Source organism: Kribbella sp. NPDC051620 (assembly GCF_044453825.1).
Classification (GTDB): domain Bacteria; phylum Actinomycetota; class Actinomycetes; order Propionibacteriales; family Kribbellaceae; genus Kribbella.
Window position 1 is genome coordinate 356,155 of sequence record NZ_JBITDB010000007.1, and the last position, 14,078, is coordinate 370,232.

At 68.8% G+C, this 14,078-nt stretch carries 13 protein-coding genes; 4 read left to right on the top strand and 9 right to left on the bottom strand.

Translation table 11 applies throughout. The features are described from left to right. Positions 1-113 precede the first annotated feature (113 nt). Positions 114-650, bottom strand: coding sequence for a hypothetical protein (locus tag ACIA12_RS34855; RefSeq protein ID WP_396371557.1), 537 nt, complete (start codon positions 648-650; stop codon positions 114-116). A gap of 178 nt (positions 651-828) precedes the next feature. Between ACIA12_RS34855 and ACIA12_RS34860 the strand changes: the two genes are divergently transcribed. The 3 genes from ACIA12_RS34860 to ACIA12_RS34870 all read left to right on the top strand — a co-directional run bounded on the left by ACIA12_RS34860 (position 829) and on the right by ACIA12_RS34870 (position 2,214). After that, positions 829-1,269 carry an Hsp20/alpha crystallin family protein gene (locus tag ACIA12_RS34860; protein ID WP_396371558.1) on the top strand — a complete coding sequence of 147 codons (441 nt, stop codon included), beginning with the start codon at positions 829-831 and terminating at the stop codon, positions 1,267-1,269. 106 nt (positions 1,270-1,375) lie between these two features. Beyond that, on the top strand, positions 1,376-1,678 hold the full coding sequence (locus ACIA12_RS34865; RefSeq protein WP_396371559.1) for a hypothetical protein: 303 nt from the start codon (positions 1,376-1,378) through the stop codon (positions 1,676-1,678). A gap of 182 nt (positions 1,679-1,860) precedes the next feature. Then, positions 1,861-2,214 carry a J domain-containing protein gene (locus ACIA12_RS34870; RefSeq protein ID WP_396371560.1) on the top strand — a complete coding sequence of 118 codons (354 nt, stop codon included), beginning with the start codon at positions 1,861-1,863 and terminating at the stop codon, positions 2,212-2,214. Here the strand turns inward: ACIA12_RS34870 and ACIA12_RS34875 are convergent. From ACIA12_RS34875 to ACIA12_RS34905, 7 genes are all read right to left on the bottom strand, one after another. Then, the gene (locus ACIA12_RS34875) at positions 2,195-3,040 is read right to left on the bottom strand and encodes a methionyl-tRNA formyltransferase (RefSeq protein WP_396371561.1); all 846 of its coding nucleotides are present in this window, start codon (positions 3,038-3,040) and stop codon (positions 2,195-2,197) included. The two genes, ACIA12_RS34870 and ACIA12_RS34875, sit on opposite strands and share 20 nt — an antisense overlap. Before the next feature lie 22 nt (positions 3,041-3,062). Then, positions 3,063-4,220, bottom strand: coding sequence for a VWA domain-containing protein (locus ACIA12_RS34880; protein WP_396371563.1), 1,158 nt, complete (start codon positions 4,218-4,220; stop codon positions 3,063-3,065). Beyond that, positions 4,217-6,394, bottom strand: a complete 2,178-nt coding sequence (locus tag ACIA12_RS34885) for a DUF5682 family protein (RefSeq protein WP_396371564.1) — start codon at positions 6,392-6,394, stop codon at positions 4,217-4,219. The genes ACIA12_RS34880 and ACIA12_RS34885 overlap by 4 nt, the downstream gene beginning before the upstream one ends. Further along, complete coding sequence (locus tag ACIA12_RS34890) at positions 6,391-7,479, bottom strand: AAA family ATPase (RefSeq protein ID WP_396371565.1); 1,089 nt, start codon at positions 7,477-7,479, stop codon at positions 6,391-6,393. The genes ACIA12_RS34885 and ACIA12_RS34890 overlap by 4 nt, the downstream gene beginning before the upstream one ends. Then, complete coding sequence (locus ACIA12_RS34895) at positions 7,476-8,882, bottom strand: DUF5691 domain-containing protein (RefSeq protein WP_396371566.1); 1,407 nt, start codon at positions 8,880-8,882, stop codon at positions 7,476-7,478. The genes ACIA12_RS34890 and ACIA12_RS34895 overlap by 4 nt, the downstream gene beginning before the upstream one ends. Further along, a complete protein-coding gene (locus ACIA12_RS34900) occupies positions 8,879-10,177 on the bottom strand; it encodes an SWIM zinc finger family protein (RefSeq protein WP_396371599.1) in 1,299 nt (432 codons plus the stop codon). Before ACIA12_RS34900 ends, ACIA12_RS34895 begins: the two co-directional genes overlap by 4 nt. 86 nt (positions 10,178-10,263) lie before the next feature. Then, complete coding sequence (locus ACIA12_RS34905; RefSeq protein ID WP_396371567.1) at positions 10,264-12,534, bottom strand: MFS transporter; 2,271 nt, start codon at positions 12,532-12,534, stop codon at positions 10,264-10,266. Positions 12,535-12,802: 268 nt separating this feature from the next. Here ACIA12_RS34905 and ACIA12_RS34910 point away from each other — a divergent pair, with 268 nt between their 5' ends. Continuing rightward, entirely contained in the window at positions 12,803-13,015 is a 213-nt protein-coding gene (locus tag ACIA12_RS34910; protein ID WP_396371568.1) for a DUF3072 domain-containing protein, read from the top strand. 125 nt (positions 13,016-13,140) lie between these two features. Here ACIA12_RS34910 and ACIA12_RS34915 read toward each other — a convergent pair whose 3' ends face one another. Beyond that, positions 13,141-14,076 (bottom strand): amidohydrolase family protein, encoded by a 936-nt coding sequence (locus ACIA12_RS34915; RefSeq protein WP_396371569.1) that lies wholly within the window; start codon positions 14,074-14,076, stop codon positions 13,141-13,143. Positions 14,077-14,078: the final 2 nt, after the last annotated feature.

Below are 14,078 nucleotides of genomic sequence, written 5' to 3' on the forward strand. Positions count from 1 at the left end.
TACCACACGGTCGCCGTGTCCGCTGCCGTCAGGCAATGGGCACGGCGGCTGTTGTTCCTCCCTCGGCGCTGACGAGCGAATCGATCGCCGCGAAGAAGCGGGCGATGCCGGGGTCAGGCGGCCCGTGCCTCGTCGAGGTCGATCAGCGTCGCGGTGCGAAGGTCGGCGGCGCGGACCAGTTCCGCGAGTGCCTGTTCGGCGAGCACGGGGTCGATGAGCGTCGGCTGTGTGTCGACAGCCTCCGTACGGCGTACCGGCTGAGCGTCACGCGCCTCGACCGCGACCTCGCCGAGGCGGCAAGCCAAGGCGGTGAGCACCAAGGTCAGCCCGCTCATCACCAGCGCCACCACAGCCGCGGAGTACTGTCTGGTGCTCGCAACCTCAGCGGTCGCCACGATCATCGCCACGTTGGCCAGTCCGATCCCCACCGCACCGACCGCAAGGCAGGCCGCTGGCGGAAGACACGACAACCGTTGCCTGCTGGTCGAGACCGCTCCGGCGATCAGGAGCGCCGCCACGGTGTAGAGGCCGGGCGGCCAGTGGCGGTCGTACGCCGTGATCCACAGCGCGTCGAGCGCGACCGTGGTCGCCATCAACGGATACAGCAGAAGTACTGCGATGAGCCGCCCCCAGGCCTTGCAGCTCAACATCCCTCCCCTGGTCGAATCGCCCTCTGTACAAGGAATTAGCACTCCGGACGCCGCCGGACAAACTCGATCCCGGCACCGCGATCGAAGAACGAAAAGGGTCTTGCGGCCGGCCGGTCGAAGTGTTATATCGGAAGTGCGTATTGACACCTCGAATCGACGAAGCAGGAGGTGCAGGACGATGTTGATGCGCACCGATCCGTTCCGTGAACTCGACCAGTTCGCCCAGCAGTTCTTCGGCAACCAGACCGGCACGTGGTCCCGGCCGACGGCGATGCCGATGGACGCCTACCGAGAAGGCGACCAGTACGTGGTCTCGTTCGATCTCCCAGGCGTCGCGCCCGACGCGATCGACCTGGACGTCGAACGCAACGTGCTCACGGTGAAGGCCGAACGCCGGCCGCTGGACCTGGGCGACAACGTGGAGATGCAGGTCGCCGAGCGGCCGCGTGGGGTGTTCTCCCGGCAACTGTTCCTCGGTGAGACCCTCGACGCCGACCACATCGAGGCGAGCTACGACAGCGGCGTGCTGACCCTGAAGATCCCGATCGCGGCGCAGGCCAAACCGCGCAAGATCTCGATCGCCGCCGCGGACAGCGACCGCAAGCAGATCGACGCCTGACCGGTATCGCCGGCCGCGACCCCGGTCGCAGGCCTGCTCGTTTCCCCGCAGTGACGCAGTGACGCAGTGATGAAGGCAGACTGAAGTTGTCGACGAGGTGAGATCGATGACCACGACCGCACCACGGCCCACCGAGGCCGACGTCTTCGCAGAGCTCGTCTACGACGACGTCGACCTGGTCCGGGCCGAGTTCGATGCCTTGATCGCCGCGTGCTGGGAGTCACCGTGCGAGCCACCGCTCGGGAAGGAGTGCCCGCCCGACGGTGGATGGGCCGGCCGGCCGCCGCTGCCGAAACCGCAGCGCCCCGGCCTGCCCGCCACCCCGGCGCGGCACCGCCGGCCCGAGAGCCGGCAGCGCGGTCCCCCGCCGCGACGACCAGTCCAGTCCCCGTTGCCCGAAAGGAGCTGACCACCCCAGATCACAGTTCTGCAGACCGGTGATGCGGCCGCCCGTCGAACAACCTCGATCCGCGGCACCTCGACCCGCCGCCTGTCCTTCCCAGGACGACACATTTTGACGGGCCGCCGCATCACCCCGTCCCTCCCCGATCCCCGATCCCCGATCCCGCAAGCCAGCCAACGGAAACAGTCATGGCAGCGACCCCGGACCCTTACCAAGTACTCGGCCTCACCGTCGCGAGTACCAGGACCCAGCTGGACCAGGCCTTCCGAGCCCTCGTCCGTCGCCTTCACCCTGACACCCGCAGCGAGTCACGCCCCGACCCGCAGGCCGACCGGCTCTTGCAGGAAGTCCTCGTCGCCTATGCCGTCCTGCGCGACCCGGCCCGTCGTGCCGCCTACGACCGGGCTCATCCCCAGCCGTCCGTAGCCCCAGGACCAACCGCGCCCAGACCACGCCTCTTCCGGCAACCGCCGGCGATCCGCTTCGGTCCGACCCGATGGGAACCCCCGGACCGAAGCACCTTCAGGTCGTGTACAACCTGACAACTCCGTCGCCTGACCGGACCGTCCAGCCGTCCGTGTGATACGTGATGATCTCGCCGGCCTGCGACGACTCTTCACCGGCCGAGACGAGCTCGATCCGCCGGACGGACTGCTTCGTCCCCGCCACGATCACCTTGCTCTTCGCCTCGAGCACGTTCAGCGCAGCGGACTTCCGCACCAGAGTCGCGCCCGGATCGCTCAACCGCAGCACCTGCTCCTCCGGCGTGAACATCGGCGCCTCCGAGGCCAGCGCTGGATCCTGCGGCGAGCCGGGCTCCCCGGCAAGGGCTCGCGCAGCACCTTCGACCAGTACTTCGCGCAGCATCTCCCGCCAGGCCTCGAAGATCGCCGGGCCGGTGAGGTTCTCGGGCAGCGGCCGCTCACGCTGACTCAGGATCGCGCCGGTGTCGAACTCCGCCTCGGTCCGATGCAGGGTCGCGCCGACCGTCGTCGCGCCTTCGTAGACCAGCCGGACCGGATTCGGCCCGCGCCCGGCCGGCAGTGGCGAGGGGTGCAGGTTCACCGCTCCGTAGGTCGGGATCTTCAGGATCTCGGCCGGTATGAGCCGTGGGAATGCGGCCGAGATGACCAGGTCGGGCTCCAGCGCGGCGATCGCCGGCGCGGCCACGGTGCGGAGCTTGCTGGTGACCAGGACGTCGGCCGTGCGTGGCAGTCCGAGCACGAACGGCGGCGCAGCCGCGTCGTACCGGTCGCCGGCGCCCGCTGGAGGAGTCACCACCAGGACGATCTCGTGGCCGTGCTCCTCCGCCCACCCAGCGATGTTGTTGTAGCCGGGCAAGAACGCGTTCATCGTCACGATCCGCATGCGCTCAGTCAATCACCACGACTCAATCGAGATTCGTCGCCGCCCAGGCGGAGATGTCGTCGCGGCGGATCGCGGCGGCCATCAGGTCGGGGAAGAGTTCGGGGGTACAGGCGAAGGTCGGTACGCCGAGGTCGGCGAGGGCGGCCGCGTTCTCGGCGTCGTACGACGGGGTGCCCGAATCCGACAGCGCGAGCAACGCGATCAGCTGGACGCCGGACTCGACCAGGTTGCGCGCTCTGCGCAGGAGCTCCTCGCGGATGCCGCCTTCGTAGAGGTCGCTGATCAGAACCATCACCGTTTCGCCGGGCCGGGTGATGAGCTGTTCGCAGTACGCGACGGCGCGGTTGATGTCGGTGCCGCCGCCGAGCTGGGTGCCGAACAGGACGTCCACCGGATCGTCCAGCTCCTCGGTGAGGTCGACGACGGCCGTGTCGAAGACGACGAGGCTCGTCCGCAGCGCGCGCATGGAGCCCAGTACCGCGCCGAACAGGCTCGCGTAGACGACGGATTCGGCCATCGACCCCGACTGGTCGATCGCCAGCACCACATCCCGCTGCACGCTGTGGTTGCGCCGGGCGTAGCCGACCAGCCGGTCCGGGACGATCGTGCCGAGCGTCGGCGAGAAGTGCTTGAGATTGGCGCGGATCGTCCGGTCCCAGTCGATGTCCGAGTGCCGCGGCCGACCGGTACGACCGGCGCGGTCGAGCGCACCGGTCACCGCCGCCCGGGTGCGCTCGGCCAGCCGGGCCTCCAACTGGGCGACGACGCGGCCGACCACCTCACGGGCGGTCTGCTTGGTCTCCTCGGGCATGACCTCGTTGAGCGCCAGCAACGTGCTGACCAGGTGGACGTCCGGCTCGACCGCGTTGAGCAGCTCGGGTTCCATCAGCATCCGGGTGATGCCCAGCCGCTCCACCGCATCGCGCTGCATCACCTGGACGACCGTGCTCGGGAAGTACTGCCGGATGTCCCCCAGCCAGCGGGCGACGCGTGGTGCTGATGAACCCAGTCCGGCTGAACGCTTCGTACCGGGCTCGCCGCGCTCGGCGTCGTACAGAGCGGCCAGTGCTGCGTCGACGGAGCGGTCGGTGGAGGACAGCTCTGAACCGGTCTCCGGGTCGGCCTCGCTGCCGAGGACCATCCGCCAGCGGCGCATCCGTTCGTCGTCGGCCATCGTCACACCCCCAGCAATTGCTTGACGACCGGCAGGACCGATGCCGCGAGCAACGAATCCAGCTCGTGGTCGTCGGCGACGATGGCGGCTGCCGGGTCGGCGAGCGCTCTGGCACGGTCGCCGATCGAGCGCCGTTCGGGTGAGGCGAAGGTGCCGAAGGTCCTGCGCAGCAAGGGCAACGCCTCCAGGAACGCGTCATCGGGGATCGCTGCGAGCCAGGTGTCGACCAGGGCGAGCAGGCGTTCGTCGTGGACCAGCAGGAGTCCACCACCGGCGAGGAAGCCCTCGACATAGCCGGCCGCGTCGGCTGTCGGCGTACCGGGAGAAAGCGCTCGGCCCAGCCGCAGTGCGACCTCTGCCGCCTCCAATCGCGAGGTGTCGAGCATCAGGCGGGTGAGGCGGCCGGCGATCAAGGGTGGTACGGATGGGCGGTCGCTCAGGCCTTGCAGGGTCGCGAGCCATTCTTCGCGGATGGTCTCGTCGAGCAGGGCCGTCGCGTCCTGGACGTCGTCGATGAGTTCCAGGACCTTGGCGGCTGCTTCGGGGTCGAGGCCGTGCACGGTTCGGCCGAGTCCTGCGCAGACGCGCGAGACCATTCGTGCGGCGACCAGGCCGAGGCCTTCGGCTGATGAGCCGCGCACGTCGCCGTACCGGGCGGATCGCGCGAGGGCGGGCAGCGCGGCCATCAAGTGCCCGACATCGGCGTCCTTCGCGGCTCGGGTGTCGACGCCTTGGAGCAGCGTCGGCAGGGCGTCTTCGAGGTCGGCCAGCAGCGAGCGCTCCAAGGCTGAGGTCACCTCGGCCAGAGTTGCTGAATCCTCGGCGGCTTTGAGCATCGTCGTCGTGGCGGCTCCGAGCACGGTCGTGCCGTGGGCGCCGGCGGCGACCAGATCGACCTCGAGGCCCGGGTCCCAGGCGAGCTTCCAGCTCTCCCGGAAGGTGCCTTGGTTGCGTCGCTCGTCCGCGGTCGGCAGCCCCCAGTCGATGCCGAGGATGCGGAGCCGGTGCAGCAGGCGCGACTTCGCCAGGTCGTTCGGCTTGCGCAGATCCAGCTCGATCACCCGTTCGGCGGCGTCTCGCTTCAACCTGAGGGTCTTGGCCTGCGCTGCAAGGTCCGCCGCGACGGGAGCTTGCGGCGTCTCGGCCGGTACTGCGCCCAGCAACTCGCCGACCACGGCCTCGCGAGTCACCAGGTTGAGCAGTACGTCGTTGCCGCCACACATCACCGCCCGAGTGGCCTCGGTGACCTCACTCAACCCGGCGAGGGGGCGTTCTCTCAACGCAGCAAGGGCATCGGCGAGGCGTACGGCCTCGATGATGTGCGCGCTCGACACCGGGAGGTCTTCTTTGCGCAGTACCTGGGCGACCTTCGTCAGCCATCGCGTGGTGATCTGGTCGGGCGCGGTGAAGAGGTGGTGGTACCAGCCGGGTGAGGTGACGCCGGCGCCGTAGCCGCTGGCGGTGGCGAGCCGGCCATGCGTCCACGGTACCCAGGTACAGGCGACCTTGCGCTTCGGCAGGCCCCTCAGGATCTTCTGGTCATGTGTTGCTGTAGGCAACGGAATTTGCAGGGCCGGGACATGCCAGGCGCCGCAGACGACGGCGATCCGCTCGAAACCTTCCTTGATCGCCTTGCGCAAGGTCGTGCGCATGTAGGCCTCGCGCTGGGCCTCGCGGCCGGTCGCCTCCTCACCGCGCCGCAGTTCGGTCATCGCCTCGGCGATGACCGTGAACGGCTCGGCGCCGTCGCGCCGATGCTCGATCACGTCGTCCCACCAGCGCTCGGGATCGTCGTACCCACCAGCCGCGGCCAGCGTCGCCAGCGGATCCGCTGATGCTCCGCGGCGGTCGGATTTGTCAGAGCTACCGAACTGGTACGCCGCCGGCAGATCGCAGAAACGCACCGGTATGCCGGCCGCCAATGCGTGCTTGATGGCCTGCCATTCCGGGCTGAACACCGCGAACGGCCAGAAAGCGGCCCGGGTCGAGTCGTCCGCCGCGTAGGCCAGCAGCGCGACCGGCGGCACCATCTCCTCGGAGGCCGCCAGCTCGACCACCTTGTCTGCCTCGGGCGGTCCCTCGATCAGCACGATGTCCGGCTGCAACTCCGCCAGGGCAGCCGCGAGCGCCCGGGCGGACCCGGGACCGTGGTGCCTGATGCCGAAGAGGTGGACGCTCATCCCGAGATGTCCCGGCACGCCCGATAGAAATCGGCCCAGCCGTCGCGCTCGCGGACGACGGTTTCGAGGTACTCCGACCAGACCACCCGATCCGCCGACGGGTCCTTCACCACGGCCCCGAGGATGCCGCCGGCGACGTCGTTCGACCGGAGAACGCCGTCGCCGAAGTGCGCGGCCAAGGCGAGTCCGCCGGTGACGACGCTGATCGCCTCGGCCGTCGAGAGGGTGCCTGACGGTGACTTGACGGCGGTACGGCCGTCTTCGGTTCGGCCCGACCTCAGCTCGCGGAACACGGTGACGACGCGGCGGATCTCCTCCAGCGCGTCATCCTGCTGCGGCAGCTCGAGCGACGAGCCGAGTTGCGCGACCCGGCGGGAGACGATGCCGACCTCGTCCTCGGCGTCGTCGGGCAACGGAAGTACGACGGTGTTGAATCTTCTTCTGAGCGCGCTGGACAGCTCGTTGACGCCCTTGTCGCGATCGTTGGCGGTGGCGATGACGTTGAATCCCTTGCGGGCCTGGACTTCGGTGCCCAGCTCGGAGATCGGCAGCGCCTTCTCGGACAGGATCGTGATCAGCGCGTCCTGGACGTCGGACGGCATCCGGGTCAGCTCCTCGATCCGGGCGATCTTCGCGTCGGCCATCGCGCGGAACACCGGACTCGGCACCAGCGCCTGCTCACTGGGGCCTTGGGCAATCAACTGCGCGTAGTTCCAGCCGTAGCGGATCGACTCCTCGGCAGTGCCCGCCGTCCCCTGCACGAGCAGCGTCGAGTCGCCGCTGATCGCCGCCGCCAGGTGCTCGCTGACCCACGTCTTCGCAGTACCCGGTACGCCGAGCAGCAACAGCGCGCGGTCCGTCGCGAGGGTGGCGACGGCGACCTCGACGAGCCGCCGCGGGCCGACATACTTGGGGGTGATCTCGACGTCTCCTGCCTTGCCACCCAGGAGGTAGGTGACCACGGCGGCGGGCGACAGCTTCCACGAGGGAGGCCGGGTGCGGTCGTCGGTGGCTGCCAGGGCGGCCAGCTCGTCGGCGTACTCGTGCTCGGCGTGCGGGCGAAGGACCTCAGGGCTCACTGTCATGACAGCTCCTCGTACATTTCACGACGGAAAATCAGGGTCTCGACCAAGCGCCGCCGCCAGGTGTCTTCCTCACCGGTCGGCTCACGGGTGATCAGATGGTCCAGTACTTCGGCCGGTACCGCGCGTGCCGCGATGCTCGCGAGTCGCGCGTGCCGGCGATCGCTGCCGACCTTGGCCAGCTGGTCGAGTACCGCATTGCCCAACTGGGCAGGCCACGGCACCGGCAGGCCGCCGACCAGGTCAGCGATGTCGACGCGGGCGCGCAGCGACTCGATGGCCGGCACCCACTCCTCGGGCGGCAGGATCTTCAGCAGCTCGGCGACCCGGCCGCCGGTCCTGGTGTTCGCTCGCAGAAGTGCGCGGGCCCAGTCGGCGTTGCCTTCGCGGACGGCCGCTTGCGCCCAGGCGACCTGGAGGACCTCGGGCGAGCAACCCTCGACCGGTAGCTTCAGGTAGTCGAGCTCGTAGGTCTTGAGTGGAGCGGCGGCCACAATCTGGAGGAACCACCAAGCCCGCTTGCCGAATCCCTCCTGCGGCTCCGGCTCGACGCCGTCACGCTCCATCGCTTTTGTCAGTCTGGTCGGCAGGTCGACGGCGAGGACGCCCTGGCTGACCGTCAGGTGCGACCAGACCCGCTGCGCCATCCGCTCGCCGTACTGCGAACCAGGAATGCGCTGCAGCAGACCGGCCGCCGCCCGCCGGACCTCCTTCGAACGATCATCCAGCGCCCGCTCCAGAAAGGCTTCGTCGGCCGCCGCGTTGGTGCCGGACAGGTTGGCTCCAAGCAGGCTGAGGAAGTCGAGCCGGACGGCAGCCGGCTCGGCGGGCCAGACCTCTTCCAGCGCTTCCAGTGCTGCCGCCGGATCGCTCTTGCGCAGCGCTCGCAACCAACTGCGTCGCTGGGTCGGATTCCCGTGCGTCCACTGATCATTGCCCTCGACAACAGCCTCGTGCAGGAATCGCCAATCAGGGTTGAGATCCGCAAGCCAGCTCGCCCGGCGTCCGGCCGCCTTCACCACCAACGGCCTGTACTCCGCACGGCCGCGCGCGTGGTCGGCCAGCGCCGGCAGGTACTCCGGCGGAACACCCCACCCCTTCGCATCGGCCGTGCGCAGCCACTCGCCAAGTGCTGTCGTCTGAAACCCACTGAGCATCGCCGCCAGCCTGCGGATCGCGGCCGGCCTCGGGAGCGGGCTGTCCTCACCGGGGGCGGCGGGTAGCGGCTGGAGCCCTTCGAGGGGTGTCCGACCGGCCCGCTTGTAGAGAGTGGCCAGCGCGGCGGCGTCGAGTAGGCCACCTTCGCCTAGTTCCTCCTGGATCTTCGGCGGGAGTTCCTCGAAGTGGGGTGGTCTGCGGTCGGTACCGAGCAGAGCTGAGCTGACCAGGCCGTCCCAGCCCCTCATGACAGGATCACCGGGCGGTCGCCGTGCCAGCAGGTCATCGGCTTGAAGCCTGCTCGGTTCCACTCGCCGGCGACGGTCACTGGGTCGCCTGCGGAGACAGCTAGGAGCTTCCAGAGGTCTACACCGGGCAGGACTTCCAGTGCGTCTTGGTTGGCGTCGATCAGAGCCCAGTTGTCGCCGTTGGGGGTTGGGCGGACGTCTGCGAGGACCAGCGGCCAGCGCTCGTTCCAGGGGTCGGCTGCTAGCGATTCGACGTACTGAGCCAGGGCTTGCTTGGCGGTGAGGCCGCCTGGGCGGGGAGCTGGTCGGCGTGGGGCGGTCTGCGTTAGCAGGGCTCGCATGGGGAGGGCGCCCGGGTAGTAGGAGAGGACTGCGGGGACTAGTTCGCCGGGGCGGGCCGGGAGAGGGTCCAGCTGACGGCCGCCGGCTGCGAAGTTGAGGATCAGGGCCAGGCGTCCAGTGGTGGAGCCGCGTAGCCACAGGCGTCGTACGGTCAGGTGGTCGTCGGGCTCGATCACCCGGCCCAGGACCAGCCAGTCGTCTTCTACCTTCTCGCCTTCTGCGAGGACGCGGGCGGTTTCGACGGTCCAGCCGATGCGGGACTGGACGGTGTCGGCGAGGCTGGGTGGGAGCTCGGCCAGCCGCTTGTGGGCGGAGACGATCAGGTGGATGAGGGAGAGCTCCTCGAGGAGTTCGCCCGGCCAGCCGTGGGTGCGGCCGACTACGGCGGCGGCTCGGCGTACGGCGCCTGCTACTCCTGGTGCCTGTGCGTCGACCATGCGGGCGGCCAGACGGCTCAGCTCGGAGTACCCGCGCTGCTCGAACCCGCCGAGGCCGCGGCGTACCTGGTCATCAAGCCAGCTCTCCAGCTCAGCCATCCCCGCCGACACCCGATCAGCCCGCCGAGCCATCCGCTGCTGCGCCGCCAACGGATCCGCAACCTCACCCGGCTTCTTCTCGCTCTTCTCAGCCGCCTTCTCAGCCCTGCTTGCCCGCTCCTCGATCCATTGCGTCACCCAAGCCGGCTCAGCCGCCGTCTCCAGGTGCTCACCGGCCGCCAGCAACATCAGTCCGAGCGAATGCTTGCAGGGGAACTTCCGGCTGGGACACGAGCACTTGAACGCAGGCCCGCCCAGGTCGACCACCGTCTCGTACGGCTTCTTCCCACTCCCCTGACACAGGCCCCAGAGAGCCCGCTCGGAGCCACCTGTCTGCGACCATTTCTCAGGGCGCGCCAGGCTCTGGGCAGCCTTGGCCGACGCGGGATCGGGCGCCAAAGCAAGCACCTGCTCCACATCCAAGCCCGCCACCACACCCCCTGCCGCTCAGTCCCTACCCCGCAGAGCATGCCACCCACCCCGGACAGCCCGCTCCGCAGTCCTCAGCCGAACGCCTGACGTTCCTGGTCGTGCTGGGCTGGGTAGCCATTGGTGGCGTGATCGTGGGATGGGTGGACGGCGTGGTCGGAGCCGGCGCAGTGCGGGTTGGTGATGGCCGATGGCGGCGCGGCGGGTGGGGGTGGGGTGTTGGAGAGGCCGTCTCGGATCGTGCCGAGTAGGCGTTGTTCTACTGCTTCCAGCTCGGCGATGCGGTGGCGGATTGCTTCTTCCTCCTCGCGGGCGGTGGCGAGTAGTTCGTCGGCTTCGGTTCGGGCTGTTTCGCGGAGGTGGTCGGCGGTGCGTTGGCTGGCGGAGAGCACGCTCAGTTCGTAGCGGCGGAGTTCGTCGACCAGGTCGTCGTTGGGGCGTCGGGAGTTCAGCAGGGCGGCGGCCGGGTTGGAGGGGTCGACGGGCACCGGGAGGGTCGACTCGAGGTCGGCGATCTGCTGATCGACCCGGGTGAAGAGGTCGGCGACATCCGTGCGCATCTGCCGGATGACGGTCGCCGCAGCCTGCACCCGTTCGCTGGCCTCGCGTTCGCGTTCACGCGCGGTCAGCTCAGCGGAGGTGATCACATCCAGCGCCACCACCGCAGCCCGCTCCGCCGGATCCTCCGACGCCGGTACCGCGTCTGCCCCCATCGCGACCGTGCGACGCAGCGGGACCTCGCGGATGAACAGGACGGCGAGCAGGCTCACCACAGCCGAGCAGGCGGCGATGAGGAAGATCCGGCCGGTTGCATCGCCGTACGCGTGCCTGACGATCTCACCCAGCTGCGGCGGCAGCGAGCCGACGTCGAGCACGCTTGTGCCCGACCCGTCCTGCAACGCCCGGCCCAACGACGCGCCATCCGGTCCGAGGGCGCGGACGTTGTCGGTGATCAGGTCCTTCACCCGCGTCGCCAGCACTGCCCCGAGCACCGAGACGCCGACAGCTCCACCAAGGCTGCGGAAGAACGTCACGGACGCGCTGGCAGCGCCGACCTCGCTGACGTCGACCGTGTTCTGCACGGCGAGTACGAGGTTCTGCATCATCATGCCCATCCCGATGCCCATGCCGAGCATGCCGAGGCCGATGTACCAGTACGGGCTGGTGTGATCGATCGTGCCGAGCACCCCGAGCCCCGCCGCCAGGAACAGCCCACCAAGAACCAGGTACCGCTTCCACTTCCCGAATCGCGTGATCAACTGCCCGGCACCCACCGACCCGAGGAACGACCCGAACATCATCGGAATCGTCAGCAACCCGGCCTCGGTAGCGCTGTAGCCGCGAGCCAATTGGAAGTACTGCCCGAGAAACACCGCACTGCCGAACATGGCGACGCCAACCGCAAGACTCGCGACGATGGCCAACGCGGTGGTCCGCTCGCGCACCACCCCCATCGGCACCAGCGGCTCGCTCGCCCTGGTCTCGACAACGACGGCCAGCAGCGCAAGTACCAAGGCGCCACCCAGGTACGCGCCCGTCTCCCACGACCACCACGGGAAGTGCGCACCCGCGAAAGAGACCCAGATCAACGGCAAACTCGCCGCGCCACTGATCAGCAAAGCACCGAGATAGTCGATCCGAACCCGGCGCTTCACCAGCGGCAGGTGCAGATACCGCTGCAGCACGATCAAGCTGATCACGGCGAGCGGCACACAGACGTAGAAGCACCAACGCCAACCCAGCCAGGACGTGTCGACGATGACCCCGCCGATGAGCGGACCGCTCACAGTCGCCAAGGCCATCGTCGCGCCCATGTACCCGGAGTACCGGCCGCGGTCGCGCGGCGGGATCGCCGCGCCGATGATCGCCTGAGCCAGCGCCATCAGCCCGCCCATCGCAAGCCCCTGCAGGACACGAGCGCCGATCAGGAACGGCACGTTGTGCGCCATCCCCGCCACCACCGACCCGATCACGAACAAGGTGATCGCGAGCTGCACGAGCAGCTTCTTGCTCATCAGGTCGGAGAGCTTGCCCCAGACCGGCGTCGACACGGTCATCGCGAGCAGGCTGGCGGTGATCACCCAGGTGTACTGCGTCTGCGACCCCTCGAGGTCGGCGATGATCGTCGGCAGCGCGTTGCTGACGATGGTCGAGCTGAGGATCGCGGTGAACAACGCGGCCAGCAGCCCGGCCAGGATCTCGAGGATCTCCCGATGCGTCAGCGCCGGATCCCCAGCGGTCGGGCCGCCTGCGGTCGGGCCGCCGGGAGCCGGCTGCCCGGCGGTCGGCGTCGGTTGTCCGGCGATCGGTGCAGCCGGCGGTGCCATGGTCTCGGTGGCAGACATCGTGGGTCGGTTCTCCTGCGCGCTTGCCGAACAAGGCCGAGCCAGCTGATCGAGCTGCCTCGGGGCGGAGGAGTACGGACCGGCACTTCGCCGTACGGCGAAGCCTCACCCGGACCAGACATTTGGTTGCAGTACCCAACGATAAGCCTGCCCGTCGTCAGCCTTGGAGGCGGCTCCGCGAGCGGCTTGTGCATGCGCCGGGCGCACGACGGGTACAGGGCGGCCGGACGAGGACAAACGAGCGGATGTTCGAAGGGCAGGTAGTCAGATGAGCGCGACCGATGGGGTCCAACCGGTACCGGAGAAGGACCCGGCCGACTGGACCACCGGCGACGAGCCGATGACCGGGCCGCAGGCGTCGTATCTGCAGACGCTGGCGCAAGAGGCCGGCGAGGAGTTGCCCGACGGCGAGCTGACCAAGGCGCAGGCGTCCGAGCTGATCGACGAACTCCAGGCGCGCACCGGCCGCGGCCGGAGCTGAGCGTCGAACGAGGCCCCGGCGGGCCCTGACAGCACCGCCGGGGCTCTTTGTTGATTACCCAACAGCTCAGAACTGTACGCCTGGAAACGCTTCCGCGGGCAGGCTCGTCTCAGGTACCGGGCGGTTCACAAGCTGACGCGTTCGCCCAGGAGCTGTACTGCGTTCGCCGTCGTGCGGGTACGCCAGTTGGCGGTGGCGGGTGACTGGTCGAGGGCGGCGATCTGTGCGGCGACGGCCGACGCAGGGGTGAAGCAGTGGTCGCTGCCGTAGAGGAGGTGGTCGGTGCCGGCCACTGCTGGGAGCTGGTGCGGTACCGGAGTACCAGCTACGTCGTACCAGAGCTCCTGGAGCTGAGAGGTCACACTGGGCAGCTCACCCGAAGTAGGGACGTAGGTGGAGCGGTAGAGGTCGAGCCGGTCGCCGAGTAGCGGCAGGACTCCACCAGCGTGCGTGATGATGAACCGGACGTTCGGGTAGCGGTTGAAGATCCCCGTCAACGCCAGGTCGGCTACTGCTCGCGCACTGTCGAACAGGAACTCGATCATCGGCCGCGGCCGGTCCAGCGCAACCTGCCGCCACTGCGGCGGCGAGGTGGGATGCAGGAACACCACTGCCGACCGCGCGTCCAACTCCCGCCACAGCTGATCCCACGACGGGTCCCCCGGGTACTGCCCACCTGCATTGCTAGTGAGTACCACGCCATCCGCATGCAACACGTCCAGCGCGTACTGCGCTTCCACCACCGCCCCATCGACATCCGGCAACGGCAGGCTCGCGAAGAACCCGAACCGACCCGGGTGCTGCCGCCCCAACTCGGCCGCTGCTTCGTTGACCCGTCGCGCGAGCACCTGTGCCCGGAAGTCGTCGCCGAAGTGGACTCCTGGCGACGACACCGAGAGCACCGACTTGGCGATCCCAGTGCTGTCCATCAGGTCCAGGTGCCGCTGCACACTCCACTCCGGCCAGGCTGGCAGCCCGTCGGGCCGGACATGCCCGGCCCGCTCGGCTGCCGCGACGTACTCGGGAAGCAGGAAGTGCGCGTGGACATCGATGAGTCCCATGA

Bases quoted from the DNA above. Each gene is read 5' to 3' on its own strand.
- ACIA12_RS34855 (WP_396371557.1), bottom strand. From the start codon at position 650: ATGTTGAGCTGCAAGGCCTGGGGGCGGCTCATCGCAGTACTTCTGCTG.
- ACIA12_RS34860 (WP_396371558.1), top strand. From the start codon at position 829: ATGTTGATGCGCACCGATCCGTTCCGTGAACTCGACCAGTTCGCCCAG.
- ACIA12_RS34865 (WP_396371559.1), top strand. From the start codon at position 1,376: ATGACCACGACCGCACCACGGCCCACCGAGGCCGACGTCTTCGCAGAG.
- ACIA12_RS34870 (WP_396371560.1), top strand. From the start codon at position 1,861: ATGGCAGCGACCCCGGACCCTTACCAAGTACTCGGCCTCACCGTCGCG.
- ACIA12_RS34875 (WP_396371561.1), bottom strand. From the start codon at position 3,040: ATGCGGATCGTGACGATGAACGCGTTCTTGCCCGGCTACAACAACATC.
- ACIA12_RS34885 (WP_396371564.1), bottom strand. From the start codon at position 6,394: ATGAGCGTCCACCTCTTCGGCATCAGGCACCACGGTCCCGGGTCCGCC.
- ACIA12_RS34890 (WP_396371565.1), bottom strand. From the start codon at position 7,479: ATGACAGTGAGCCCTGAGGTCCTTCGCCCGCACGCCGAGCACGAGTAC.
- ACIA12_RS34895 (WP_396371566.1), bottom strand. From the start codon at position 8,882: ATGAGGGGCTGGGACGGCCTGGTCAGCTCAGCTCTGCTCGGTACCGAC.
- ACIA12_RS34905 (WP_396371567.1), bottom strand. From the start codon at position 12,534: ATGTCTGCCACCGAGACCATGGCACCGCCGGCTGCACCGATCGCCGGA.
- ACIA12_RS34910 (WP_396371568.1), top strand. From the start codon at position 12,803: ATGAGCGCGACCGATGGGGTCCAACCGGTACCGGAGAAGGACCCGGCC.
- ACIA12_RS34915 (WP_396371569.1), bottom strand. From the start codon at position 14,076: ATGGGACTCATCGATGTCCACGCGCACTTCCTGCTTCCCGAGTACGTC.